26 protein-coding genes are annotated in these 26516 nt (G+C 34.3%); 13 read left to right on the top strand and 13 right to left on the bottom strand.

All coding sequences use genetic code 11. The annotated features are described in order from the left end of the window. The first annotated feature begins 107 nt into the window (after positions 1 to 107). From RT412_RS13410 to RT412_RS13370, 9 genes are all read left to right on the top strand, one after another. The gene (locus RT412_RS13410; protein ID WP_313343957.1) at positions 108 to 1163 is read left to right on the top strand and encodes a metal ABC transporter substrate-binding protein; all 1056 of its coding nucleotides are present in this window, start codon (positions 108 to 110) and stop codon (positions 1161 to 1163) included. Beyond that, entirely contained in the window at positions 1163 to 1873 is a 711-nt protein-coding gene (locus RT412_RS13405; RefSeq protein WP_313343960.1) for a metal ABC transporter ATP-binding protein, read from the top strand. The genes RT412_RS13410 and RT412_RS13405 overlap by 1 nt, the downstream gene beginning before the upstream one ends. Further along, complete coding sequence (locus RT412_RS13400) at positions 1866 to 2699, top strand: metal ABC transporter permease (protein WP_313343963.1); 834 nt, start codon at positions 1866 to 1868, stop codon at positions 2697 to 2699. Before RT412_RS13405 ends, RT412_RS13400 begins: the two co-directional genes overlap by 8 nt. After that, positions 2696 to 3238, top strand: coding sequence for a hypothetical protein (locus tag RT412_RS13395; RefSeq protein ID WP_313343966.1), 543 nt, complete (start codon positions 2696 to 2698; stop codon positions 3236 to 3238). Before RT412_RS13400 ends, RT412_RS13395 begins: the two co-directional genes overlap by 4 nt. A gap of 10 nt (positions 3239 to 3248) precedes the next feature. Further along, positions 3249 to 4190 carry a nitronate monooxygenase gene (locus RT412_RS13390; protein WP_313343968.1) on the top strand — a complete coding sequence of 314 codons (942 nt, stop codon included), beginning with the start codon at positions 3249 to 3251 and terminating at the stop codon, positions 4188 to 4190. A 103-nt stretch (positions 4191 to 4293) separates the two neighbouring features. Then, a complete protein-coding gene (locus RT412_RS13385; protein WP_313343971.1) occupies positions 4294 to 4431 on the top strand; it encodes a hypothetical protein in 138 nt (45 codons plus the stop codon). A gap of 159 nt (positions 4432 to 4590) precedes the next feature. Continuing rightward, on the top strand, positions 4591 to 5385 hold the full coding sequence (locus RT412_RS13380) for an FAD binding domain-containing protein (protein WP_313343974.1): 795 nt from the start codon (positions 4591 to 4593) through the stop codon (positions 5383 to 5385). Beyond that, entirely contained in the window at positions 5375 to 5833 is a 459-nt protein-coding gene (locus tag RT412_RS13375; RefSeq protein ID WP_313343977.1) for a 2Fe-2S iron-sulfur cluster-binding protein, read from the top strand. The genes RT412_RS13380 and RT412_RS13375 overlap by 11 nt, the downstream gene beginning before the upstream one ends. Position 5834: 1 nt before the next feature. Next, positions 5835 to 8114 (top strand): molybdopterin cofactor-binding domain-containing protein, encoded by a 2280-nt coding sequence (locus RT412_RS13370; RefSeq protein WP_313343980.1) that lies wholly within the window; start codon positions 5835 to 5837, stop codon positions 8112 to 8114. 100 nt (positions 8115 to 8214) lie between these two features. Here the strand turns inward: RT412_RS13370 and RT412_RS13365 are convergent, their stop codons facing one another. The 7 genes from RT412_RS13365 to RT412_RS13335 all read right to left on the bottom strand — a co-directional run bounded on the left by RT412_RS13365 (position 8215) and on the right by RT412_RS13335 (position 13697). Next, positions 8215 to 8997 carry a DarT ssDNA thymidine ADP-ribosyltransferase family protein gene (locus RT412_RS13365; protein ID WP_313343982.1) on the bottom strand — a complete coding sequence of 261 codons (783 nt, stop codon included), beginning with the start codon at positions 8995 to 8997 and terminating at the stop codon, positions 8215 to 8217. 85 nt (positions 8998 to 9082) lie between these two features. Further along, positions 9083 to 9988, bottom strand: coding sequence for a bifunctional enoyl-CoA hydratase/phosphate acetyltransferase (locus tag RT412_RS13360; protein ID WP_313343984.1), 906 nt, complete (start codon positions 9986 to 9988; stop codon positions 9083 to 9085). 101 nt (positions 9989 to 10089) lie between these two features. After that, positions 10090 to 11928 (bottom strand): heavy metal translocating P-type ATPase, encoded by a 1839-nt coding sequence (locus RT412_RS13355; protein ID WP_313343986.1) that lies wholly within the window; start codon positions 11926 to 11928, stop codon positions 10090 to 10092. Between the two features lie 9 nt (positions 11929 to 11937). Further along, positions 11938 to 12159, bottom strand: coding sequence for a cation transporter (locus tag RT412_RS13350; RefSeq protein WP_313343988.1), 222 nt, complete (start codon positions 12157 to 12159; stop codon positions 11938 to 11940). A gap of 29 nt (positions 12160 to 12188) precedes the next feature. Continuing rightward, positions 12189 to 12545 carry a metalloregulator ArsR/SmtB family transcription factor gene (locus tag RT412_RS13345; RefSeq protein ID WP_313343991.1) on the bottom strand — a complete coding sequence of 119 codons (357 nt, stop codon included), beginning with the start codon at positions 12543 to 12545 and terminating at the stop codon, positions 12189 to 12191. A 232-nt stretch (positions 12546 to 12777) separates the two neighbouring features. Continuing rightward, on the bottom strand, positions 12778 to 13086 hold the full coding sequence (locus RT412_RS13340; RefSeq protein ID WP_313343994.1) for a hypothetical protein: 309 nt from the start codon (positions 13084 to 13086) through the stop codon (positions 12778 to 12780). A gap of 62 nt (positions 13087 to 13148) precedes the next feature. Further along, the gene (locus tag RT412_RS13335; protein ID WP_313343997.1) at positions 13149 to 13697 is read right to left on the bottom strand and encodes a gamma carbonic anhydrase family protein; all 549 of its coding nucleotides are present in this window, start codon (positions 13695 to 13697) and stop codon (positions 13149 to 13151) included. Positions 13698 to 13813: 116 nt separating this feature from the next. Here RT412_RS13335 and RT412_RS13330 point away from each other — a divergent pair, with 116 nt between their 5' ends. Continuing rightward, on the top strand, positions 13814 to 14476 hold the full coding sequence (locus RT412_RS13330; protein ID WP_313344000.1) for a TraX family protein: 663 nt from the start codon (positions 13814 to 13816) through the stop codon (positions 14474 to 14476). Here the strand turns inward: RT412_RS13330 and RT412_RS13325 are convergent. Beyond that, positions 14454 to 14714 (bottom strand): cysteine-rich small domain-containing protein, encoded by a 261-nt coding sequence (locus tag RT412_RS13325; protein ID WP_179236569.1) that lies wholly within the window; start codon positions 14712 to 14714, stop codon positions 14454 to 14456. The genes RT412_RS13330 and RT412_RS13325 overlap by 23 nt on opposite strands. A gap of 602 nt (positions 14715 to 15316) precedes the next feature. Here RT412_RS13325 and rsgA point away from each other — a divergent pair. Then, a complete protein-coding gene (gene rsgA / locus RT412_RS13320; RefSeq protein WP_313344003.1) occupies positions 15317 to 16384 on the top strand; it encodes a ribosome small subunit-dependent GTPase A in 1068 nt (355 codons plus the stop codon). 107 nt (positions 16385 to 16491) lie between these two features. Here the strand turns inward: rsgA and RT412_RS13315 are convergent, their stop codons facing one another. The 5 genes from RT412_RS13315 to RT412_RS13295 form a co-directional block, all read right to left on the bottom strand. Continuing rightward, the gene (locus tag RT412_RS13315) at positions 16492 to 18474 is read right to left on the bottom strand and encodes a sigma 54-interacting transcriptional regulator (protein WP_313344006.1); all 1983 of its coding nucleotides are present in this window, start codon (positions 18472 to 18474) and stop codon (positions 16492 to 16494) included. Positions 18475 to 18743: 269 nt separating this feature from the next. After that, the gene (locus RT412_RS13310) at positions 18744 to 19643 is read right to left on the bottom strand and encodes a hydroxymethylglutaryl-CoA lyase (protein WP_313344009.1); all 900 of its coding nucleotides are present in this window, start codon (positions 19641 to 19643) and stop codon (positions 18744 to 18746) included. Positions 19644 to 19662: 19 nt separating this feature from the next. Further along, complete coding sequence (locus tag RT412_RS13305) at positions 19663 to 20856, bottom strand: CoA transferase (RefSeq protein ID WP_313344012.1); 1194 nt, start codon at positions 20854 to 20856, stop codon at positions 19663 to 19665. A gap of 38 nt (positions 20857 to 20894) precedes the next feature. After that, on the bottom strand, positions 20895 to 22337 hold the full coding sequence (locus tag RT412_RS13300; RefSeq protein ID WP_313344015.1) for a DASS family sodium-coupled anion symporter: 1443 nt from the start codon (positions 22335 to 22337) through the stop codon (positions 20895 to 20897). Between the two features lie 310 nt (positions 22338 to 22647). Next, a complete protein-coding gene (locus tag RT412_RS13295; protein WP_313344018.1) occupies positions 22648 to 24219 on the bottom strand; it encodes a bifunctional diguanylate cyclase/phosphodiesterase in 1572 nt (523 codons plus the stop codon). Between the two features lie 206 nt (positions 24220 to 24425). On the opposite strand from RT412_RS13295, the gene RT412_RS13290 reads away from it, so the two are divergent. Both RT412_RS13290 and RT412_RS13285 read left to right on the top strand, forming a co-directional pair. Further along, on the top strand, positions 24426 to 25673 hold the full coding sequence (locus tag RT412_RS13290; protein WP_313344021.1) for a putative DNA modification/repair radical SAM protein: 1248 nt from the start codon (positions 24426 to 24428) through the stop codon (positions 25671 to 25673). 8 nt (positions 25674 to 25681) lie between these two features. Continuing rightward, on the top strand, positions 25682 to 26410 hold the full coding sequence (locus RT412_RS13285) for a TIGR03915 family putative DNA repair protein (protein WP_313344023.1): 729 nt from the start codon (positions 25682 to 25684) through the stop codon (positions 26408 to 26410). Positions 26411 to 26516: the final 106 nt, after the last annotated feature.

Genomic DNA, 26516 nt, shown 5'->3' with positions numbered 1-26516 from the left:
TTATACTCAATCAATATACATACCACATTAGTAAATTTGAAGGTAAGACTTGATAATTAAATCGCCGAATTATTTACAAAACTAAAAAAATAATTTGGAGGTTTACAATGAAAAAAATGTTAACAGTCATTTTGGTTATGCTTTTGGTTATAGCCCTATTTGGATGCACTCAAAATCAAAAGGCTTCGGATTTAAATGATAATGAAATAGATAATGAGAAAATAAAAATAGTAACTACACTTTTCCCGCAATATGATTTTGCGCGTCAAGTTGCAGGAGACAAGGCAGATATTGCTCTGTTGCTTCCTCCGGGAGCGGAAAGTCACTCTTATGAGCCTACACCCGGTGATATTATCACAATAAATAAAGCTGACATGTTTATTTATACCGGAAAATATATGGAGCCATGGGCAGATAAAATAATTCAAAGCATCGAAAGTGAAAAACTGAATATCTTGGATGTTTCAAGCGGTATAACTCTTGTTAAAGAAGAGCATGATCACGATCATGAAGACGAGGATCATGAACACGAAGATGAAAATCATGAACATGAGGATGAAGACCATGAACATGAGGATGAAGACCATGAACATGAGGATGAAGACCTCGAAGATGAAGAACACGGTCATAGCCACGAATATGATCCTCATATATGGACCAGCCCGGTTATGGCAAAGAAAATGGTTGATAATATTGCTGCTTCACTTTGTTATATAGATCCTGAAAATGCATCTTATTACAAAGAAAATGCAGAAAATTATAAAAAACAGTTGGATGAATTAAATGCTGAGTTTTCTGAAATAGTACAAAACGGCAAGCATAATAAAATCTATTTCGGAGGAAGATTTGCTCTTTATTATTTCACAGAGGAATACGGATTGGAATATATGTCTGCCTATGACAATTGTTCGTCGGAAACGGAACCAAGTGCTCACGATATTGCTAAAATAATAGATGAAATGAAGGAGAATAAAATCTCCGTAATATATTATGAAGAGCTTACAGATCCTAAGGTTTCAAGAAGTATCAGTGAAGATACCGGAGCCGAAATGCTTTTGTTTCATTCATGCCACAATGTATCGAAGGACGATTTCAATAAAGGTGTAACTTATTTAGATTTAATGAAACAAAATGCAGAAAATTTAAGGAAAGGACTTTATTGATGACAACATTGATTAGATGTGAAAATTTGAATTTTTATTATGATAGGCATCAAGCAGTGAAAGATGTAAGTTTTTGTGTTAATGAAGGTGATTATTTATCTATCGTAGGCGAAAACGGCTCAGGAAAAAGTACATTGATGAAAGGGCTCTTAGGACTTAAGAGCCCCTCCTCAGGGGAGATTTCATTTAATGGAATCAAACAAACTCAAATCGGATATCTTCCTCAACAAAATCCGGTAAAATTTGATTTTCCAGCTTCCGTATATGAAGTTGTTTTATCTGGTTGTCTCAGTTCAAGAGGATTGAAACCTTTTTACGGCAGAAAAGATAAACTAAAAGTCGTTGAAAATATGGAAAAGCTTGGAATAAGCAGTTTGTCCAAAACATCCTACCGTGATTTATCGGGAGGTCAGCAGCAAAGGATTCTTCTCGCAAGAGCCCTCTGCGCTACAGAAAAGCTTTTGTTACTGGATGAACCTGTTGCAGGGCTTGACCCTCTTGTAACCTCAGAGCTGTATCAGCTTATAGAAAAATTGAACAAAGATTATGGCGTTACAATAATCATGATTTCCCACGATATCTTAAGCGCTGTAAAATACTCCAATATAATTTTACACATGAATACATCTTCTTTGTTCTTCGGACCTGTTACGGAATACAAGGAAACTGCTGTTTACAAACGAATGATTGGGGGTAATGAAAATGATTAATATTATTGCTGAGCTGCTGTCATATACTTTTATTACTCGTGCATTGCTGGTAGGGATTTTAGTTTCCCTTTGCGCATCCATATTGGGAGTAAGCCTGGTATTAAAAAGGTACTCCATGATCGGTGACGGGCTGTCTCATGTAGGATTCGGATCCTTGTCAATAGCAATGGCATTTAATCTGGCACCTCTTCAGGTTTCAATACCCATTGTGGTACTTGCTGCTTTTTTTCTTTTGAGAATCAGCGAAAGCAGCAAAATTAAAGGCGATGCCGCAATTGCATTGATTTCAAGCAGTTCTTTGGCAATAGGTGTAATTGTTACGTCACTTACCACAGGTATGAATACGGACGTGTGCAACTACATGTTCGGAAGCATTCTTGCAATGCAAAAGAGTGACGTGTATCTAAGTGTAGTATTATCAATTATCGTATTGATTCTATACGGCATATTTTACAACAAAATATTTGCGATTACATTTGATGAAAACTTTGCAAAGGCAACCGGCATTAAGGCGGGAAGATACAATATGCTTGTGGCACTGTTAACCGCTCTTACAATTGTTATAGGAATGAGGCTCATGGGTGCATTGCTTATATCCAGCTTGATTATATTTCCTTCATTGACATCAATGAGAATATTCGGAAGCTTTAAGGGTGTAATAATAACCTCCGCCATATTATCGGTTATATGCTTTTTCATAGGCATTGTCATTTCTTTTCAATACAACATACCTGCTGGAGCAAGTGTTGTAGCAGTAAACCTGCTGGCATTTATTGCAGCTTCTTGTTTAGTAGCAATAAGAAAAATCGGGGTGAACTCAAAATGAAAATAATATTGTTAACACTTATTACCATTTTTATATTTACGGGCTGCAGCGATAATAAAGCAATTGATGCAGAGCCGCCAGTTAACGAACAAAATATTGAAAATAATTCAGATGATTATAAAACCGCCGTTGAGCATATAATGGATAATGCATTGTTAGACTCCATGAAAAATTCCGATGATGGTGTGATTACAATAAGGGAAAAGCTATTTATTGCACAGACCAATGATATTTATCTTAACCCTGAAGATTATATGGACAAAACAATAAAATGGGAAGGAATTTACACCGAAGTTACAAATCCGGTAACTAATGACGAATATAAATTCGTTATCCGATACGGTCCCGGATGTTGTGGATACGATGGAACAGCAGGATTTGAAATATTGTACGACGGAGATCTTCCTGAAAAAAATGATTGGGTTGAGGCAGTAGGTAAAATTGAAATGGTAGAGGAAAACGGAGAGGAATTTATCGCCATAAGACTTTCAGAGCTTACGGTAATGGATGTTCGCGGTCAGGAATTTGTTGCGAATTGATGGAGGAAGTATGAATACGAAATTAACAAAACTTTTAAAAATTAAATATCCTATCATTCAAGGTGCAATGGCTTGGGTATCAGATGCGAACTTAGCTGCAGCAGTTTCAAATGCAGGCGGTGCAGGAGTTATTGCTACAGGCGGCAGAGATTTATCCTGGATTAAAGAGCAGATAGATTTGGCAAAATCATTGACTGATAAACCTTTTGGATTAAATATAGTACTTATGGATAATGATAAAGATGAAAAGATTGATTTAATCTGCAAAGAAAAAGTTGCTTTCGTAACGTTGGGTGCAGGTAATCCGGTGCCCTACTTTGAAAAATTAAAAGAAGCTAAAATTATAGCGATTCCTGTTGTTCCTAATTTAAAATTAGCTAAACGTGTTGAAGCGAAAGGCGCGGATGCTCTGATTATTGAAGGTATGGAAGCAGGAGGACATATTGGGAAGCTTACAACATTATCTTTAATGACACAGGTTGTACCTGAAATTAATATACCTGTGATTGCTGCAGGAGGTTTTGCAGACGGAAGAGGATTAGCAGCTGCATTGATAATGGGTGCATCAGGAATTCAAGCAGGTACAAGATTTTATGCTTCCAAAGAATGCACCGCTCATATAAATGCTAAAAAGAAAATCGTTGAGGCAGGTGATACCGATACGGAGATTACAGGATATCTGCGTGGTCATTCTGTGAGAGGCATAAAAAACAAAATGACAGAAAAATACATAGAATTAGAAAAGGAACATGCGCCCTATGAGCAATTGCATGACTTAATTGCGGGAACAAGCAGAAAGGCTCCTATTGACGGAAATGTTGAATGGGGTCTTGTTCAGGCAGGACAAAGCTTATCGGTTATCAAAGCTTTAGACAGCTGTGAAGAAATAATAAACAATATGATTAAAGAAGCTAATTATGCTTTAAAAAAAGCATCGGATTTTTTGAATTAAAATTAGGATAAATTGGGATATTGCCCCGTTTTTATTGGAAATAATTTTTAAGGATATAAAAAAGCTTTCTGCAAAAAATAAACTCGAGGTGATTAATTTGAAAATGACAAACAAAATTTGGGTTGGAGTAGGTTTAGCAGCTGCAGCAGTTGCAGTTACTCCGGTAGTAAGAAATATGGCCAATAACAAAACTTTAAACAATGCTTTATCAATGAATCAAAGTAAAAATTCAATTCACTAATCATCTTAAAAGGTAACCCGTCCGGGTTATCTTTTTTGATTCATTCGTACTATTACGAATAATTTTCAAATATTTCTATTGATTGTTGTTGATTTTTGAGATACAATATCTATGAGTTTAATTAAAATATAGTATATTAAAAATCGAAAGGGGTTTAATATGTTTACCATAGATAAATATGTTGTTGCTGAAAGCTTAGAAGAAGCATATGAATTAAATAAAAGCAAGCGGAATGTTATAATCGGCGGAATGCTGTGGCTCAGGATGGGAAGAAAAAAAATCCAGACTGCTATTGATTTATCTGCTTTAAATCTCAATAAAATAGAGGAAGATGACGAAAGTTTTAAAATAGGATGCATGTGCACATTAAGAGATTTGGAAACCCACGAAAATCTTAATAAATCATTTAATAATATTTTTGAAAAATCAGTAAAACACATTGTTGGAGTTCAAATGAGAAACCTTGCCACAATAGGCGGAAGTATTTATTCACGTTTTGGTTTTTCAGACATATTAACGGCACTTCTACCCTTAGACAGCTATGTTGAATTATTTAAAGGAGGTATCATTCCTTTAAATGAATATGTCAACATGCCGCTTAACAATGATATTTTAGTAAAAATTATTATAAATAAAGACGAAAGAATGCCTGCCTGCAACAGCCACAGAATCAGCGCAACCGATTTTCCTGTTCTTACCTGTGCAGTTGCAAAAAAGAAAAATGAATGGTTTGTAGTTGTCGGTGCAAGACCTATGAAAGGTAAGCTAAGTACATTTAGTTTAAATGACAATTATAAAAAAGATAATATAGATAACGCAGTATCAAATGTTATCGATAATATTTCTTTTGGGACAAACATCCGGAGCAGCAAAGAATACAGACAAATACTTGCTGATGCACTTATAAAAAGAAACATTGACGAAATTTTGAACGGAGGATATTATGCAGATTAAATTATGGATAAATGATAAAGAGTATGTAGATGATATATCGCCTGATACGATGCTCCTTGACTTTTTAAGATCAAAGGGATGTCTTAGTGTAAAGCGCGGCTGCGAAACCTCGAACTGCGGACTCTGTACCGTACTATTGCAAGGTAAGACAATTTTATCATGTTCAACATTGGCAGTCAGGGCAAATGGCCTTAAAGTCACTACAATAGAAGGAATACAGGAAGAGGCAGCTGATTTCGGAGAATTTTTAGCGGATGAAGGTGCTGAACAATGTGGTTTTTGCAGCCCCGGATTTATAATGAACGTAATAGCTATGAAAAACGAATTGAAAAATCCTACGGAGGATGAAATAAAAAATTACCTTGAAGGCAATCTGTGCCGCTGCACCGGATATATGGGTCAATTAAGAGCGGTAAAAAAATATTTAGATATTAAGAAAGGAGCTTAACATGAGGTATGTAAATAAGCCGGTAAGAAAAAAAGACGCAATGTCATTGGTAACAGGAAAGCCTGTCTATACTGATGATGTTACACAAGGCAGCAGCTTGGTTGTAAAGCTGCTCAGAAGTCCTCATGCACATGCTCTTATAGAAGAAATAAATACAGAGAGAGCAAAAAAGATTTCGGGTATAGAATGTGTTTTAACCTATGAGGATGTTCCAAAATCAAGATTTACTACCGCAGGTCAATCCTATCCTGAGCCAAGCCCCTATGACAGGTTAATACTTGATAAAAGGTTAAGATGTGTGGGCGATCCTGTGGCCATAGTTGCCGGATTAGATGAAAAATCGGTTGATAAAGCGCTATCATTAATTAAAGTAAAATACAATCTTCTTGAGCCGCTTCTTGACTTTAGAAAAGCAAAAGACAATGAAATCTTGGTTCACCCTGAAGAGGATTTTCTGAGCTTGGTAGAGGTTGGAACCGATAACAAAAGAAATTTGTGCTCCTCCGAAAGCATGAATATAGGCAATATTGAAGAGGAACTGAAAAATTGTGCCCATGTAATAGAGGAGACATATCACACAAAAGCTAACAATCAAACTATGATGGAAACCTTCAGAACCTATACGAGTATTGATGCTTACGGAAGGTTGAATGTTATAAGCTCCACTCAGATTCCGTTCCATGTCAGACGTATACTCTCTAATGCCCTGCAGATTCCTAAATCACAAATACGTGTTATTAAACCAAGAATCGGCGGCGGTTTCGGAGCAAAACAATCAGTAGTAAGTGAGTTGTTTCCTGCTATTGTTACATGGATAACAAAAAAACCGGCAAAAATGATTTATTCCCGCAAGGAAAGCTTCACTAACGGAAGTCCCCGTCACGAAGCAGAAATAAAAATACGTCTCGGTGCAGATGAAAACGGAATTATTAAAGCAATACACATGTATTCATTATGGAATGCAGGTGCTTACGGTGACCACGGACCTACTACCGTAGGATTGTCGGGTCATAAAGCAATGACAATATATAATGCAAATGCATATAAATTTGATTTTGATGTTGTTTATTCCAATACCATGGGAGCGGGTGCCTACAGAGGTTACGGTGCCACACAGGGATTCTTTGCTTTAGAATCTGCCGTGAACGAACTGGCTGCTAAGCTGAATATGGATCCTACGGTTTTAAGGATGAATAACATGCTTACAGAAAATAATGTTGGTAAAACATTGCCTACCTATTATAATGAAGAATTAAAGAGCTGCACCTTGGATAAATGCTTAGAAAAAGCGAAGGAAATGATAAAATGGGATGAAAAATATCCCTGCAGAGATATTGGTAACAATAAGGTTCGTTCTGTAGGATGTGCCGTAGCTATGCAGGGCTCGGGAATTTCTTCTGTAGATGTCGGTGCGGTTGAAATAAGATTGAATGATGACGGTTTCTACACCTTAATGATTGGTGCCACCGATATGGGTACAGGCTGTGATACAATACTTGCTCAGATGGCTGCCGATTGCATGGACTGCGAATATGATAACATCATTGTTCACGGTGTCGATACTGACCTTTCTCCATACGACACCGGCTCATACGCTTCAAGCACCACTTATATTACAGGTATGGCTGTTGTTAAAGCATGTGAATCCCTTAAAAATAAAATAATGTCTGCAGGAGCAAAAAAATTAGGTTGTTCTGTTGAGGATGCAGAATTTGACGGAAAATCAGTTTACAATACTAAAAATAACGAAAGTATTTCATTAATAGAGTTAGCAAATGACAACTATGTGGGCTCCAATAATTATTTGTCGGCTGCCGAATCTCATTATTCACCTGTCTCTCCTCCTCCTTTTATGGCAGGCCTGGTAGAAATTGAGGTTGATAAACTGACAGGCAAAGTGAATATAATAGATTATGTCGGGGTTATTGACTGCGGAACAGTCATAAATCCTAACCTTGCAAGAGTTCAGGCTGAGGGTGGAATCGTACAGGGTATGGGAATGGCAATGTATGAAGATATAATTTATGACAGAAACGGCAGAATGCTGAATAATTCGTTCATGCAATACAAAATACCTTCAAGGCTGGATGTCGGAAATATCAGAATTGATTTTGAGTCAAGCTATGAACCAACAGGTCCTTTTGGAGCTAAATCAATAGGAGAATTAGTAATCAACACTCCCCCTCCGGCAATAGCAAATGCTGTTTATAATGCAACAAAGGTTAATATCAGAAATTTACCTATCACCGGCGAAAAAATCATGATGGGTATGTTAAAATAATCGACTTCGATTTGGTGCCGGTCGCTTATCCTGACCGAATGTGATAGAAAAATAAAAACCTCCAATATAAAAAATGTCATCTTTTTCATGATGACATTTTTTATCCTATAATTTCTTCTATACTTAAAATACCATAGAACCAAAATTTAAATTTAATGGGGAAATCAGGCAGATTGTTTATTTCAACGTTAAAATCCGTACTGACGGATTCAAAAAATTTTACCCTTGCAAACCTTAACAAATTATCATTTAAATCATATAATCTGTATTCATGGTTCAGGTCATTTTTAACAGGCATATTCGAACTGAAATGCAATATAAATACATCATTATGAAGCAAATTATCATATACGATATTGTAATCCTTAATATAATTTTTGTCATGATAAAACATTTCAGGTTTAACTTCATACAATTTATTTTTGCCGAATAAATTGCATGCCCTTTTGTAATCTGCTTTACATCTGAAAATTATATTTTTAAGGTTAATTATCGGAACAGGTTCATCAATTAATAACTCCATATTTTCAAAGTCTGCATCTCCATTTAAAAAAACGGCTAAGTCATTATAAATTATATCTTCATTAAACAAAAGATACACGGGTATATTCAGTCGATTCATAACATCAAAATTATTCTTCTCAACAAAATAAAACCGTGTACATCTCTTAACCTTATCAGAAATATTATTAACTTCCTCTTCATCTAAAACATCTTCGAACTCGATGTTATTTGCATAGCATAAGGATCTGCTGCAAAGATACCCAATACTGATAATAGAATTTAAGTTTGAAAAATCAGTAAAATGAAGAGGTCCTATAAAATTATATTCATCCTTTAACCTTTTAACTGTTTCACTTATCTTTTCATAATCTTCCTTCACAATAATCCCCCCAATATAGCATAGCAAATATCTGTTACTATAATTTATATTTGGAAGGTTACTATTTATGTGATTAAATAAAATATTATTTAACGGCTGATGCGGATAAAACCAGGGACAAGTATTTTTCTTCGGATGTTGCTCCCCTTGATGTTAAAACTATCGGCACCTTTGCACCAACTATCATTCCTGCCATCGTACCGTCAGCAAATTCCAGCAATGCCTTGCTCATTATGTTACCTGTTGTAATATTCGGGGCAATTAATATATCGGCTTCTCCCGTTACAGGACTTTCATATCCTTTTATTTTAGCTGATTCTTTATTAAATGTTAAATCAACGGATATTGGACCTTCAACGATACAATTTTTAATCTCGCCGTTCTGATTCATTCTTTTGAGATTATCTGCGTCTACTGCCTCAGGCATTTTAGGATTAACTGTTTCTACTGCGGTTAAAACTGCTACCTTGGGTGATTCATATCCCATTGCTAAAAATACATTAACTACATTTTCAATAATTTGTTTCTTTTCTTCAAGATTAGGATACATCATCATCCCGCCGTCAGTAACGGCTATAAGTTTATGATAAGCAGGAATTTCCAAAATTGCTACATGAGACATTACGCTTCCAGTTCTTAACCCTTTTTCTTTATTTACAACAGCTTTTAACAAGTCTGCGGTTTGAAGCTTTCCTTTCATAATAAAATCGGCTTTGCCTTCATTTATTAATTCAACTGTTTTCTCTGCGGCTTCCGTATCATCTGATGTATGAACTATTTCATTCTCATCAAAATTAACAGAAAGATTATTAAGTATTTCTACAATTTTTCCCTTATCGCCTATTAAAACAGGCTCAACCAATTTATCATTTACAGCTTTAAATACTGCTTCTAAGGTATGTTCATCGTGTGCTGCAGCTACGGCAACTCTTTTTTTTGTATCATTATTCTGGACCTTAGCAATTAATTCTTTAAAGTTTTTTAACTCCATATTTCCTCCACAATAGTTAATCTCATATATCAATGATATTATATCAATAATTATATAATTGTTCAAATAACTTTTGTATGGCTCCCAAAATTAAATACCAATTAAACACTTTTTACATTTAATGCTCTGAAAGAATTTAATACAGCTATAAAGGTAACGCCTACATCTGCGAATACTGCAGCCCACATTGAAGCATAACCGATTGCACTCAATAACAGAATAAATGCTTTAACACCTATTGCAAGCACAATATTTTGAGTAGCAATTCTCAACGTCTTTTTTGAAATATTTATTGCTGTTGCTATTTTAGATGGCTCGTCTGTCATTATAACTATATCTGCAGCTTCTATAGCAGCATCTGTCCCTAATCCGCCCATGGCTATGCCTATATCGGCTCTTGCCAATACCGGAGCATCATTTATACCGTCACCAACGTATGCAACTCTTCCTTGATGGGTTTTATTAGAAATTATTTCTTCAAGTTTTTCTACTTTGTCCCCCGGCAGCAGCTCGGCATATACTTTATCTATTCCAAGCTCTTTAGCTGTTTCTTCTCCTATTTGCTTATTGTCGCCGGTAAGCATAACTGTTTGTTTTATTTTCAATTCCTTCAGCTTTTTAATTGCTGATGCAGAATCTTCCTTCACTTCATCTGCTATTAATATATATCCTGCATAACTACCGTCAATAGCCACATGTACAACTGTTCCGCTTATATCATTTTTTGAAAAACTAATGTTTTCTTTAACCATTAATTTTTCATTGCCTGCGAGGACCTTTTTGCCATCTATAACAGCAGAAACACCATGTCCTGGTATTTCTTCCACTTCTTTAATTATATCATTTACTATTTCTTTATTATACGCGCGCTTTAATGACAAAGAGATAGGGTGATTCGAATAATTCTCCGCATAAGCAGCATATTTCAGCAGTTCATCCTTACTTATATTCTTTGCATTTACTTCCCGGACATTAAATACACCTTTCGTTAAGGTGCCTGTTTTGTCAAAGACGATAGTTTCTGCCTGCGCTAATGCTTCTAAGTAATTGCTTCCCTTTACTAAAATACCTTTTTTAGAGCTTCCTCCAATTCCTCCGAAAAAGCTTAAAGGAACTGAAATAACTAATGCACAAGGGCAGGAAACAACCAAGAAAGATAAGCTCCTGTATATCCAATCTTTAAACACTTCTCCTTCTATAATCAAAGGGGGAACAATTGCAAGAATTGCAGCAATTATTACGACAATAGGGGTATAATACCTTGCAAACTTAGTTATAAATTGTTCTGACTTTGATTTTTTGCTGCTTGCATTCTCAACTAAATCAAGAATTTTGCTTACTGTTGATTCTTCAAATTCCTTTGTTACCTCTACGGTTATTAAACCGTTAATATTGATGCATCCGCTTAAAATATCACTTCCTGCAATGATTTCTCTTGGAACTGATTCACCTGTAAGTGCAGATGTGTCTAACAATGATGCTCCTTCTATTACTTTACCGTCAAGGGGTACTTTTTCCCCCGGCTTAATAACGATATTGTCACCAATCTTAACATCATCAGGATCTTTTTTAACTAACTCTTCTCCAACCTTTACATTTGCATAATCAGGGCGAATGTTCATTAAATTAGTGATGGATTTTCTTGATTCTCCGACAGCATAAGATTGGAATGCTTCCCCTACCTGATAAAACAGCATAACAGCCACACCTTCCGGTGCTTCATTTATCAAAAAAGCTCCAAATGAAGCAATTGCCATCAAGAAATTTTCGTCAAACACATCTCCCCTTAAAATATTTCGGATTGCTCTTTTTACAACGTCTCCACCTGCTAAAACATAACTGATTAAAAATAATATCCATTTCAGCACTTCACCTTCTGCGATGAAGCCGGATACAAAAAACAGAGCACTTATTATTAACCTATAAATTAATTTTTTCATGTTTCCCTCTTATGCAATTCTGAATATTACGTCAGGTTCGTATTTATTTACAATCTTCTTAGCAGTTTCTATTACACCTTGCATTTTATCATCTTCTGCTTCGATAATTAATTTTGTTGTCATTAAATTAATTGATGCACTCACTACTCCGGTAAGCTTATTTATGTCATTTTCAATTTTTGCTGCACAATTTGCGCAATCTAATCCTTCAAGTATAAATTTCTTTTTCATAACGTCCTCCCAATTTATATAAACTTAATTTATTCTTTAATATGTTCCATACCTGTTTCAAATATAGCTTTTACGTGATCGTCCTTCAGTGAGTAATATACGACCTTGCCTTCTTTTCTGAACTTAACTAAATTCGCCTGTCGAAGTGACTTAAGCTGATGAGATATTGCCGATTTTGTCATATTTAACAAAACTGCTATATCACACACGCACATTTCATTTTCATCCAATGCCCATATGATTCTAACTCTTGTGCTGTCGCCTAAAACCTTAAAAAAATCCGCCAAATCATATAGATCATCTTCATTCGGCATTCTCTTTCTCACTTCTTCCACTACATCAGAGTGCAATACATCACAATCACAAATAATATCTTCTCTTACCATATTAACCTCCTTTCATTCAGTTGAATAATTGTTCAACTGTTAAATTAATTATAGTTGAGTAGACATTCAATTGTCAATATATATTTTAAAAATATTTTAAATTGCATAGAGCATCGCAGGGGAATGCAACAAATGGGGATAGAGCATAAAAAAGAGCGCATATGCGCTCTAACTTGATAATCTCCGGCTTAATTGCAACGAACCAGGCGTTTATTTTCAGTGACCTGAATTTTTAAAACTCAGAGTCCACCCCTCTCGAGAAATCAATAATTTCCGATTGAGAAAATATCGCACCGGTTTCTTCAAATTCTACAATTTCATCATCCTCTAACCCTTCTCCCTTCGGCATCTCTTCCGGAGTTGGACTGGATGTTCCCTCATATAAATCCGTTAATGAATCCTTCGCTATATTTCCGCTTTTATCTACTATCCAAAATCTACTGAACGGTGAAATTCTTCCTGCTTTTAAATTGTATTTTTTAATAATTTTTTCATCTAAAGGGATTAATCCTTCTTCTGTTTTTAAAAATAATTCCTGCAAATTTGCCTCCTGTCAATACTATTGCTGTTAGTATTGCCTGAAAAAGCTAAATTCATTAAAAATTATACTATTTCTTCGTTATTATATATTTCGCCGCCGGCATCCGGTAAAATACCGTAGCGTTGTGTCCACAGGGTCTTATATTTGACTGCTTGCGCATGCATTTTGCTGACATCTTCAGAAAGCTGCTTTACTACCTTGCCCGGCATTCCCACAACCAAAGAGAATGGTGGTATCGTATCATTTTCTTTTACTAATGCACCTGCCGCAATTATACTGCCTCTTCCTATTTTTGCTCCGCTTAAAACAATAGCTCCCATGCCGATTAAACAGTGATCTCCTACCTCACATCCATGGAGTATGGCACCATGACCAACCGTAACGTAATCACCAATAAAAACATCATCCTTATCCTCAACATGCAATACAGAGTTATCCTGAATGTTTGTATATTTACCTATGTGAATTTTATTAATATCGCCTCTTGCAACCACATTATGCCACACACTGCTGTATTCTTCCATTATGACATTACCTACTAACTGTGCTCCCTCAGCTACGTATGATTTCTCGCTTATTATAGGCAGCTTGCCTTCAAATTCTTTTAACATATAAACCTCTCAATTATATTATTATTTTAATCGCTCTTACTATGAAATACTTGAAGATATGTAATTTCCATTATATAATGAATACAAAATATTACAAATCTTAACCGGAGTAAATCATGAATGTATTAATTTTAAAAATTATTGCTCTTTCAACAATGATTATTGATCATTACGGTGCTATCTTCCATAGCGGAACCGAAATTTACAGAATAATAGGAAGATTAAGCTTTCCTATTTATTGTTTTTTATTGGTTGAAGGTTATTTTCATACCTCCAACGTTAAGAAATATGCTTTAAGATTATTAATATTTGCTTTTATTTCTGAAATTCCTTTCGACTTAGCATTTTTTAATGAAGTAGGTTTCATTCATCAGAACATATTTTTTACATTATTTTTAGGTCTTATGACTATTTACATAATAGATAATAAAAGCATCAATTTAAAATACGTAAAATATGCTATTATACCTATATCATGCATCTTAGCAATAATATTAGCCGTAGATTACAATATAATAGGAATCATTTATATATTATCATTTTACTATACAAAAAAATATACAAAATTAAAAAGATTTTCAGTAATCGGACTAATTATGGCCGTGACAAATTTTGGTGCATATATACTTCAACAGTTTTCACTTCTTGCGTTGCCTATCGTATACTTTCATAACGGAAAATTAGGTCCGAAAAATAAGTTTCTGCAAGTGTCTTTTTATGCGGCATATCCCTTACATTTGTTGTTATTTTACGTCATTAAAAGTCGCTTCCTCTTTTAATTACCTCCTTCATCTTAGCCATTATTCTTTCATAGCTGCCGGATGAGTGAGGAACTAAGCAATTTGAGCAATCCTTTATTCCGTGATTTTTAATATAATTTCCTCCGCATTCATCCTTTAGCATATATAATGGGCAGTAACAAAAAAGGCAATTGAAATTTTCTTCGTCATTTGTTTTATGGCATGGAAAGTATTCACATTTATTATTCTGAAAAAACTTATAATTTTCTGTACTCAACTTATACTCCTATGAATTTTTATATATTATAACACAATAAAAGCTTGAGAGGAATACCCAAGCTTTTATTGCAAACATACTTATTGGATTCATGAAAAGATAATTGCAAAACATTACTTATGACCAATAATTTGTGTTACCATATCTATTATAGTAATATTATTAGTTTTTGTCTATGTTAATTATGTAACAGATTTATGGATATCATTTGAAGAAAGTATAATTAATTGTACTTAAACTGATTATACATTTTTACAATATTGTTGAATTTTAAACTATTTTAACACAATAATAGCATTGTTCGTTTATGACATATGTTACATATGCTTAATATAGTTCTTAACAAGGAATCCTTTTTGATTGATAAAAATTAATATATTGAATATTTTTTCAAATATAATCATAGCTTTAACAGAAAATTTAAATTGAATTTATATTTATAATATTGTAGAATAATTGTGCATAAAGACAATCGTCTTATTAGCATATTTACCGAAAGGAGTGTTGTATTATGAATTACAATAAATTAATGGATAGTGCGTTAACCCCGGAGGTGAATAATAGCCTCCAATAACAAGTACGTAATTTCAGGAGGATAATAATTGAACAAAATTAATATGAAAGACTACGGACTCAACGAAAGATTTGTCAATGAGTCAACTTTATATGAAAATCAAAGTATAGGAAGAATAGTTTCACAAGACAAAGGTTTATATAAATTAATTTCCGAAAAAGGTGAATTAAGATCTCAGGTTTCAGGAAAATTTCGCTACAATGCCGTAAGTGTATCAGATTATCCCGCTGTTGGTGATTTTGTAATGTTTGACGAAAACGAAGGTGGCAATGCGATAATAAATCATGTCTTAACAAGGAAAAGCGCTTTTATCAGAAAAGCTGCAGGTACTTCCAATAATGAACAAATTGTTGCTTCAAATATAGATACTGTCTTTATTTGTATGTCGCTTAACAATGATTTTAATATCAGAAGATTAGAAAGATATCTTGGTGTCGGCTGGGATAGTGGCGCAACACCGGTCATTGTTCTTACAAAAGCTGACTTATGCGATAATTATGACGATGTAATGGAAGAACTTGAAGATATCGCATTGGGTGTTGATATAATTGTAACCTCAAGCTTAAAGGATGATATTCTGTCAGTAAAAAAATATATCGGATCAGGCAAAACAATTGCCTTTATCGGTTCGTCGGGTGTTGGAAAAACAACCCTCATCAACAAGCTTATAGGTGAAGAAATATTTGAAACCAAGGGTTTAAGAAACGATGACAGAGGCAGGCATACCACAACTTCAAGAGAGCTGATTTTATTGCCTTCAGGCGGAGTTGTTATAGATACACCGGGCATGAGAGAACTTGGCTTAGAAGGAGCTGACCTTTCAAAAACATTTGCGGATATTGATGAACTATCCGCAGAATGTAAATTTAATGATTGCACACATACTAAGGAACCGGGCTGTGCTGTAAAAAAAGCTGTCGAAAACGGACTTTTGCCGGAAGACAGGTTAGCAAGCTATTTTAAACTTAATAAAGAATTGGGATATGATAATTTAAATTCTAAACAAATAGAACAAAAGAAACTTAACGAAATGTTTAAAAGTGTCGGTGGAATGAAAAATGCCAGAAAAATTATAAAAAATAAAAATAAATATTAAGCAGATGACCCAAATCTCTGATTTGCTGTCAGTCACTTATGCTGTAAGTGAAAATAATTACAGGACCTTGCGGTTGAAAGTTTCCTCAACTTCAAGGTCCCTAAAATCTACAAATTATATTTTTTCATTTTTCTCCAAAGAGTCGATCTGCTTATGCCTAATTCATCCGCTGCCTTTTGTATTGATAATTCATTATTCTTTAAGGCATTTAATATTCTGTCTACTTCCCAATTTTCAAGATTTTTATCAGATTGGACCGCATGTATTCCATTTTCTTCTTCCGATTTAATTTGATTGTTATTATGCAGAAAATCTTCAATAAGCAGGTCAAAATCATATAAGGTTCCCTGATGCCGAAGCATGACACAAATTCTTTCGACAAAATTTTGCAATTCTCTTATATTTCCATACCATTGATAATTTTCTATTTTTTTCATTATTTCATAAAATCTGTCTAAATAATTTATATAATCTTTTCCTAAATTTCTTTCAAAGAAAAATCTGCTTAAAAGGATAATATCTCCTTTTCTTTCTCTCAAAGGCGGAATAAATAAATTCAGCACCCCTATTCTATAGTATAGATCTTCTCTGAATGTTTTTGACTTAACTGCTGCAATTAAATCCCTGTTGGTAGCTGTTATAACCCTTACATCAATAGGTAATCTAACTGTTGATCCGACTTTTCTTATTTCTTTTTCCTGCAGAACTCTTAATAACTGCGCCTGAATTTCTATCGGAATTTCACCTATCTCATCTAAAAATATTGTTCCTTTGTGAGCAAGTTCAAATAATCCTATTCTTCCGCCCTTTACCGCACCGGTAAAAGCACCTTCCACATAACCGAAAAGTTCAGATTCCAATAAATTAGAAGACAAGGAAGCACAGTTTATCGCTACAAAGGGTCCATCACATCGACTGCTTGAATTATGAATGCTTTGAGCAAACAACTCTTTACCGGTCCCCGTTTCTCCTCTGATTAGTATCGTAGAATCGGAAGAGGCATAGCTTTTTGCTATTGATATAGTATTCTTTAATATACTTGATTCTCCTTTAATATCTTTAAAGCTGTACTTGGCATATAGCCCCTTTTCATTTAAGCTTCTTCTGATTTTATTTTCACTTTCCTGAATAACCTTAACATCCTGAAAGGTTGCCACCACCCCTTTAACTCTATCATTTACTATGATTGGAATTCTATTGGTCGAAACCAAGGTTCCGTTCATATCCATTAATTGATTTAATTCTTTTTCCTTTGTACATAATGCATTAATCATATTTGTATTTCTGATAATTTGGTTGATATTCTTGCCTAATGCGTATCCGGGACTTACCTTTATAATTTTTTCTGCAATATGATTTATAACATCAACAGTGCCGTTTTCATCAATAGCTATAATAGCATCATGAGTAAAATTAAGGACTGCTTTATATCTTTCAAGCTGTATTTTTAAATCGTTCTGCTTTTGTAATTCTTCTTTCTGAATTTGCAGAATTTGCTTTGCTGTATCTATGGCATTATTTATTGATACTTCTGAATTTTCAATTGTAATATGCTCTAATTTATAAATATCAGCATATTTTTGTGTCATAACTCCGCCTATGCCTAAAACAGCTCCATCCTGCAATGCTTTTTTTACCTGAATTTCACAATCCTTGTCTGTTTTAAACGTATAAAACTTTGCCGATATATTCAGCATTCTGCAAATACTCTTTACATCATCAATCATTACGTCATAAGTAAAGAAAGCTACTAACCCATTTGCCTTTTTAGCTATTTCAATTGAGTCAATATAATCAGATAGTAAAACATTAATTGCCACAACAGATACATTCAGTTTTGCTTCATTTATTGCAACAGCTGTCCCTTTCCTGCTTATTAATATCTTCGCACCGTTATTTACTAAATTTCCTGCAATATTTAAAGCATCACTTAAAGCATCTTCCTTTGCAATCGGAACAAAGACATTTATATCTTCATTTCTTTGCTTAATAACTTTTAAAGTTCGCTTAGCTAACTGTTCCGTAGGAGCTATCAACGATATTTCCGTAACCTTTTTACAGATATATTTAACTTTTTTTGATGTAGTCAAAACGAACATCCTTTCATAATCTGATAGACTGTTGAAAAAGCTCATCCCGCAAGGCGCCGAAAGACGGGCAACCGCAGCGTATTCAGACATACGTGAGGATTGACCGGCGCAGCGGCAAGGTCGCAGGGGGGCTTTTTCAGCGGCCTAAGCTAATTATATTATAATTAATTTATTAAGTCCAATAAAATAAGTAAGTGAAAGCAGGGGACGTACCTTATGTTGAAAAAAGCATTCAACTCAAAGGTTCGTCCCCGACATCCTATACGTCTTTAATTAATGCATTGCTGATTATTTTGAATATTAACCAAATGCCCGCTAAAATTTCCGTTTATTATACTTTTTTCATACCTTGCAGCTTCAATTAATTTATCAACATCTATTCCTGTATCATAGCCCATGTCATTCAGCATATATACCAAATCCTCAGTTGCAGTATTGCCTGAAGCACCCGGTGCAAACGGACAGCCGCCCAATCCTCCTAATGTTGATTGAACTTTGATTATACCTGATTCTATGGCAGCCAAGGTATTCACCATACCCATATTCCTTGTGTCATGGATATGAGCCTGGAATTCAATTTGCGGAAATTCCTTTACTGCAGCTGAAACAATTTCTCTTACCTGTCTTGGATTTGCTACTCCTATAGTATCAGCCAAGGACATTTCTTTAACACCCATATTTGCTACTCTATCTAAGAATTTTAACACTGCATCTGTTGAATATTTCCCTTCAAAAGGACACCCGAATACCGTTGCAACATCCACACACACGCTTAAATCCTTGTAAGTGCCCATTATTGTTTTCAATTCAGCAAATGATTCATCATGTGTTCTGTTGATATTTGCTTTATTGTGGCTTACGCTTAGCGAAACAACGTACGAAACCTTTCTAAGTCCTAATTCATATGCACTTCTTGCTCCGTAAAGATTTGGAACCAATGCAAAGAAATCAAAATCAGGATATTTTTCTAACAGCATTTTCGTCAATTCACCTGAATCCTTCAATTGAGGTATAGCTTTCGGACTAACGAAGGATGTATGCTGTATGTGCTTAACCCCTGCTTCTATTAAATCTTCTATAACCTTTAATTTTTGTTCAACAGGTATATAATCTTTAAGATTTTGGAACCCGTCCCTTGGTCCAACTTCTACTATTTTAATCTTATTCATAATATACTCCCTTTTTAAATTAGAATACACCTTTTTCAATATATTCTTTTATTAATTCTTTACTTAAACCAATAAAATTTTCATATACATTAAAATTATGCTGACCCAATATTGGTGCGGGAGTTCTTATCTCAGCTTTTTTATCACTGAATTTAATATGGTCACCTGTAAGCGTTGTTTTTCCGGCAACAGGATGGTCTACTTCAACAAACATTTCTCTCGCTACCGCAATATGCGGGTCTTTTACTACCCTGTCAATTGTATTTATCGGACATGAAGGAACTCCTACTTTTAGTAAACTGTCAACTATTTCATCAACACCGTATTGAATTGTCCATGCTTCAATTAACGGTTTTAATTCAGCATGATTTTTTACTCTTTGAGCATTAGTTGCAAACCTTTCATCTGTTAATAACTCAGGTTGCTGCATAACGTCAACTAAAAGCTTATATAGCTTATCATTTCCGCATCCTATAATTACATCTCCGTCTTTTGCATTGAAAGAATCGTATGGATATGCTGATTCGTACCTGTTTCCTATTTTTTCGGGAATTCTGCCTGTAGCAAGATAAATCTGAGTTATAATTTCTAATGAAGAAACAACAGAATCAACTAATGCAACATCTACTTTTTGTCCCTCGCCTGTTTTTATTTTATTTATAACGGCTGCAAGAACACCTATTGTACAACCAAGACCGCCTAAAACGTCTCCCATTGCCGTACCCGTTCTTGTAGGCTGACCTCCCGGCCATCCTGTTGTACTCATTAAGCCGCCCATAGCCTGTCCTATTATATCATAACCTGCCCTCTGACTGTATGGTCCATAGTGTCCAAAGCCCGATACACAACCATAAACAATTCCGGGATTAATTTCTTTTAACGTTTCATAACCTAATCCAAGCTTCTCCATTGTACCTGGTCTGTAGTTTTCAATAACAACATCAGCTTTTTTTATCATTTCTTTAAAAACTTCTTTTCCTTCAGGAGTTTTTAAGTTTAAAGTAACTCCTAATTTATTTCTGTTTAAATTCATATAATATGCGCTTTCACCATTTATAAAAGGTCCGAAAGCCCTGCTGTCATCACCTTTCTGGGGTTGTTCTATTTTGTACACCGTAGCACCCATATCTGCTAATAACATCCCGCAGTAAGGACCTGCCAAAACTCTTGTAAGGTCAAGAACTACTATACCGTCTAATATACCTTTTTTCATTTTTTCTCCTATCCTATCAATTCAAATATTTCTTAATTTTATGATCCTATGCCAAATAAACCGAATGTTATAAAATACATTATAAGCGGGAATACAATTAAGCATAAGAGCTTTAAGCCTAAACCGGCTTTCATTAAGTCGGAAATTTCAAATGCACCAGTGCTGTATGCTATCGCATTTGGAGGTGTTGCAGGAGGAAGCATGAATGCAAAGTTTGCTGCAACCATACATACTAACATCAATTGCAGTGGTTCCATTCCTATAGCTTGTGCAACACCGGGTAATACCGGCAAGAATGATGCAACCACAACCGCATTTGTTGTTACCTCAGTTATAAATGCTGTTACAACACCTATTACAATAATAATTACTATTGGTGACATACCTGCCAGACCGCCTAATGATCCTGCAATCCATTGAGCAACGCCTGCATCGGTTATAGCGTTACCCATTACCATAGAACCGCCTAAAAGAATCATTGTTTCCCACGGTGCATCTTTAAAAGCTTCCTTTCCGCTTAAAACATATTCACCTTTTTTATAGTCTACAGGTACAACAAGGAATGCAATCGCTACTGCTATGGCTATTGTTTCGTCTGTGGCAAATGGTACTAAGCTTTTCCACAAGCCGCTTGTAACCCATAGCAATACAGCTCCCGCAAATATTACTGCAGTAACTTTCTCCCCTTTATTCATTTCGCCTAAAGATTTATATTCTTCTTTAATAACATCAACATTTATTTCATCCAGTTTATCCACCTTGTAAAATTTAACCAGCCAAATCCAACAAATAGGTAACATTATAATCACAAATGGTAATCCAATCATAAACCATTCATTAAATCCAAGCTGAATACCGATTGTTTCCGAAATAATACTTGTTCCCGTCGGAGTTGTAGTTGTACCGATTAATGTTCCCAATCCGCCCAGTGTTGCTGCAAACGGAATTGCTAAAACCATCGCTTTTTTAAATCCGACGGATACTTGTTTATCCATAGTAGCTATAATTGACATCGCAACCGGCAGCATCATAGCGGTTCCGGTTGTGTTTGACATCCACATTGAAATAAAAGCTGTTGCCAATATGAAGCCTAAAACTATCATCTTTGGTTTTTTACCAACCTTCATAACAATCCAAAGAGAAATTCTTCTGTGCAATCCCCATTTAACCATTGCTGTTGCTAAAAATCCAACCCCTAACACTAAGAAAACCGTTTGATATGCATAATGTCTGAATAATTGAATATCGTTTTGCCCTTTCGCGCCTGTGATTCCAATCAACGGGAATAACAGTATCGGCAAAAGTGCTGTTGCAGGTATCGAAATTGCTTCAGTCATCCAAAATATAATCATAAGAGATGAAACTGCTAATACTTTTTGACCTATTTCAGTCAAACCTTCCGGCGTAGGCATAATTAAAATTGCAATCATAACAATAATTCCAACTATAAAGCCAATTTTTCTAACTTTAAACTCTCCCATTTTTTCCTCCGATAAAATAACTTAAGAATTGATTTTTTTATAAATGCGCTTTTATAAAATCTTATGTACGAAGACTGTACGCTTTGTATAAAGCAAATTCCATGCCAAAAAATAAAATGCATTTTAAAATAATTTTTTAACAAAGCCAACAATATCTATTTTAACTGCTTTAATATATTTTGTATCTAAATTGAGAATTATCAGAATACTTATATTTTGTTTTATATCGTTTCAAAGCGTTTCATTTAGTTCATATTGTTTCAAAAAAAAGAACCCATTCCAAGGTCCAACAAAATATCATAACAGCTACCTATAACAACGCATTTACATCATCAGCAGTCATAGGCTTTCCCAGGAAATATCCCTGACCATACTCACATCCTATGTTTATTAAATATTCAAGCTGTTCTTTCGTTTCTATTCCTTCTGCTACAACCTTAAATCCTAACTCATGAGCCAAAGAAACGACGAATTTAATAATGTTAACATCCTTATCCCCCATATTTTTCATACTTACATAGCTTTTATCAAGTTTGATGATGTCTATCGGCAGCATCATCAAATAAGTCAAAGACGAGTAACCCGTGCCAAAATCATCCAAGGCAATTTTGAATCCTTTTTCTCTCAAAATGTTTAATCTTTCGACTGCTAAATCTATATTAGAAATTACAGCCGTCTCTGTTATTTCAATTACGATATTTGTATAATCCAAGGTGTAATCAGATAATAAATCTTCAATTTGCCTGAAATTTGAATCTCTTATAAGTGATTTGCTCGAAAGGTTGAATGATAACTCCAAATCCTTGAAACCACGCTCTTCCCATTCTTTTTTTTGTGCTAAAATATTCTTAATTATTCGGTTCTCCAGTTCATAAATCTGTCCAGTTATTTCAGCCACACGAATAAACTCATCAGGAGGAATGAAACCTTCATCAAGGTGATTCCATCTGATAAGTGCTTCCATACCTGCTATTTTTCCCGTATGAAGTTCAATTTGCGGTTGGTAAACAAGTATAAATTCTTTATTAGTTAATCCCCTTTGAATTTTGTTGGACATATGGATAAGCTTGTTTGATTTTTCGTGGATATTTTTTTCATAAAATGATATTTTATTTTTGCCCTCTGTTTTAGCATTATACATAGCAACATCTGAGTGTTTCAACAGCGTATCAAAGTTTTGACCATCTTCCGGATAAAAAGCTACTCCAATACTGACAGAGATGAAAAAATCCCTGCCTTCGTAGTTCCATGTTTCACCCAAGCCGATTATTAAATTCTCTAATTTTTTTAACACCCCCTCTTTCGTTTCGTAATTTATAATCAATAATGCAAATTCATCACCGCCAATACGTGCAACCATATCAGGATACGATAATTCTTTTGAAATTTTATTTCCTATGAATTTTAAAAATTCATCCCCAACATAATGACCCAATGTGTCATTAATATACTTAAAATTATCTATATCAATAAATGTAACAGCAAATTCCGATTCAGAACTATCAGTCATGCTTGTAACCTTATTATAAAACATCGCCCGATTGGGAAGACTTGTCAATGTATCATGATAAGCAATGTATTCTAATTCTTTTGTTGCTTCATCAGATTCATTTATTGCATTCTTAATTCTTTTTTCTCTGCTATTTATCAAAATATAAATAATAATCATGGTTAAAGCTACATATATCCATCCCTTAAAGGTTTGAATGCTTCTGTATTGTTCTAAATCACCTGCTAAAATATATAAAAAAAGGTCAGATAACAAAATCCACAGAACACCAAAAATACCATACCTTAACACGATGGATAAGGCACCGTTGCTTTTTATAAAATTGTTTAATTTATTAAATAAACTTGATTCTTCATGGTTTTTATTCTTCAAAGGACCCCACTCCCAACTACCTATTTATAATTTGAAAATACCCATTAAATTACATTTAAAACAATAATACGACAAAATAATAGTAATTGCTGCTAATTAGTAAAAATCTAAAACCAAAAAATTACGCAAATTTTTCGAACATTTGTTTGACAAGATAAAGGCCATCTGTTAAAATATAACTAAGATTTTAATAGTTGTGGTGAATTATGAACGATAGTATATTCGAAAAATTAAGAATTTTATCTGATGCCGCAAAATACGATGTATCATGTGTTTCAAGCGGCGTTGAAAGAAAAAATAACAGTGTTGGCGGAATCGGCAATGCTTCTGCTGCAGGAATTTGTCATGCATGGTCTTCCGACGGCAGATGTATTTCACTGTTGAAAATTTTACTGACTAATGATTGCATCTACGATTGCAATTATTGCTTAAACAGAGTAACTAATCAAATAAAAAGGGCAACTTTTACACCGGAGGAGATTGCTGAATTAACCATACAATTTTACAGAAGGAATTACATAGAAGGTTTATTTTTAAGCTCGGCAATAGAAAAAAGTCCGGATAATACTATGGAAAATATTCTTAGAGTATTGGAGCTCTTAAGGTATAAATATAATTTTTGGGGCTATGTCCATGTAAAAGTAATTCCCGGTGCAAATAATCTGCTCATTCAAAAAACCGGAATGCTTGCAGATAGAATGAGTGTGAACATTGAGCTTCCTACTAAGAAAAGCCTGCGTCTTTTAGCACCCCAAAAAAGAATTGAAAATATAGTGAAACCTATGTCTTTAATAACTAACGAAATAACAAGAACTATCGAAGACAAAAAACATTTTAACAATACTCCCCGTTTTACTCCGGGAGGTCAATCAACCCAAATGATTATAGGAGCAACCCCTGACAGTGACAAGACTATATTAAGCGCATCGCAGGGTTTATATGACAGCTATAAGATGAAGAGAGTTTTTTTCTCAGCATATATACCTGTTATTTCTTCACCGAATCTACCTGCCGTCAGCACCATGCCGCCATTATTGAGGGAGCATAGATTGTATCAGGCGGATTGGCTGATGCGATTTTATTATTTTCACAGCAATGAGCTCTTTACCGAAACAGAACATAATCTTGATTTAGAGTTTGATCCTAAAATGATGTATGCACTGCGTAATATAGATAAATTTCCAATAGAAATCAACAAGGCATCATATGAGGAGCTATTGAGAATTCCCGGACTTGGTGTTACAAGTGCACAAAGAATTATCAGAGAAAGAAAAAATGCCGAATTATCATATGACTCTTTAAAGAAAATGAAAACAGTATTAAAAAGGGCTAAATATTTTATTACAGTTAAAGGAAAATATTACAGCAACATAAATATGGAGCCAAATTTAATTAAAGAAGAATTGAGATTGAAAGAGGCACAAAAACAACTTTCAATTTTTGAATTCATATAGAGGTAAGTATGGATTATTTATATGACGGCACCTTTGAAGGTCTGCTTACTTGCATTTATTATCATTATAAAAAAGAAAATGCTGATGGCATATATTTATTATCAGAATACCAGCAAACAATACTTAATAGTTATTTGCCTGTTGATACGGATATTGAAAAAGCTAAAACTGTGTCAGATGCAATAATCAATAAAATTTCAAATGATGCATACATTTATGTGTTTTATTGTTATTTATCTAATTTGGAATATAAAGAAAATACTATTCTTGATTTTCTTATATTCGCATTTAAATACGGGAATCAAACAATGAATTTCTATACCCACGAAAGGGTCCTGCCTCTTAATGAAGCTTATTTAAGGGTGGCAAAGGAGGTTCACAGGTTTTTAGGCATACTCCGATTTTCTGATGCAGGAGGATTTTTATATTCTAAATTTTCGCCTGACAACGATATTGTCTTACTATTGGCGGATCATTTCGCGGATAGGTATAAATACGAAAAATTCATTATATATGATGAAAAAAGAAAAAAGGGTTTGATATATGCAGATGATTTCTGGGAAATAAAAGAAAATCTCAACATAAATGATATTGAAACATCTCAAAACGAAAAAATGATACAAAGTTTATGGAAGCAATATTTCACCGAATTAGCCATTAAAGAAAGAGTAAATTATAATCTCCAATTTCAATTCGTGCCTGCAAGATACAGGAAAAACATGGCTGAATTTAAATGATTTCAATCAACCCCTCACAGGTTTGTTTTTGTAATAAACTTGTAATATATTAATTTTATTTCATAATCGTGTAATAATTATGTCACATTTTCCAGCACAGCAAATA

This window comes from Sedimentibacter sp. (assembly GCF_032080165.1).
Lineage (GTDB): Bacteria > Bacillota > Clostridia > Tissierellales > Sedimentibacteraceae > Sedimentibacter.
This window is presented reverse-complemented; position numbering and strand designations above follow the sequence as displayed.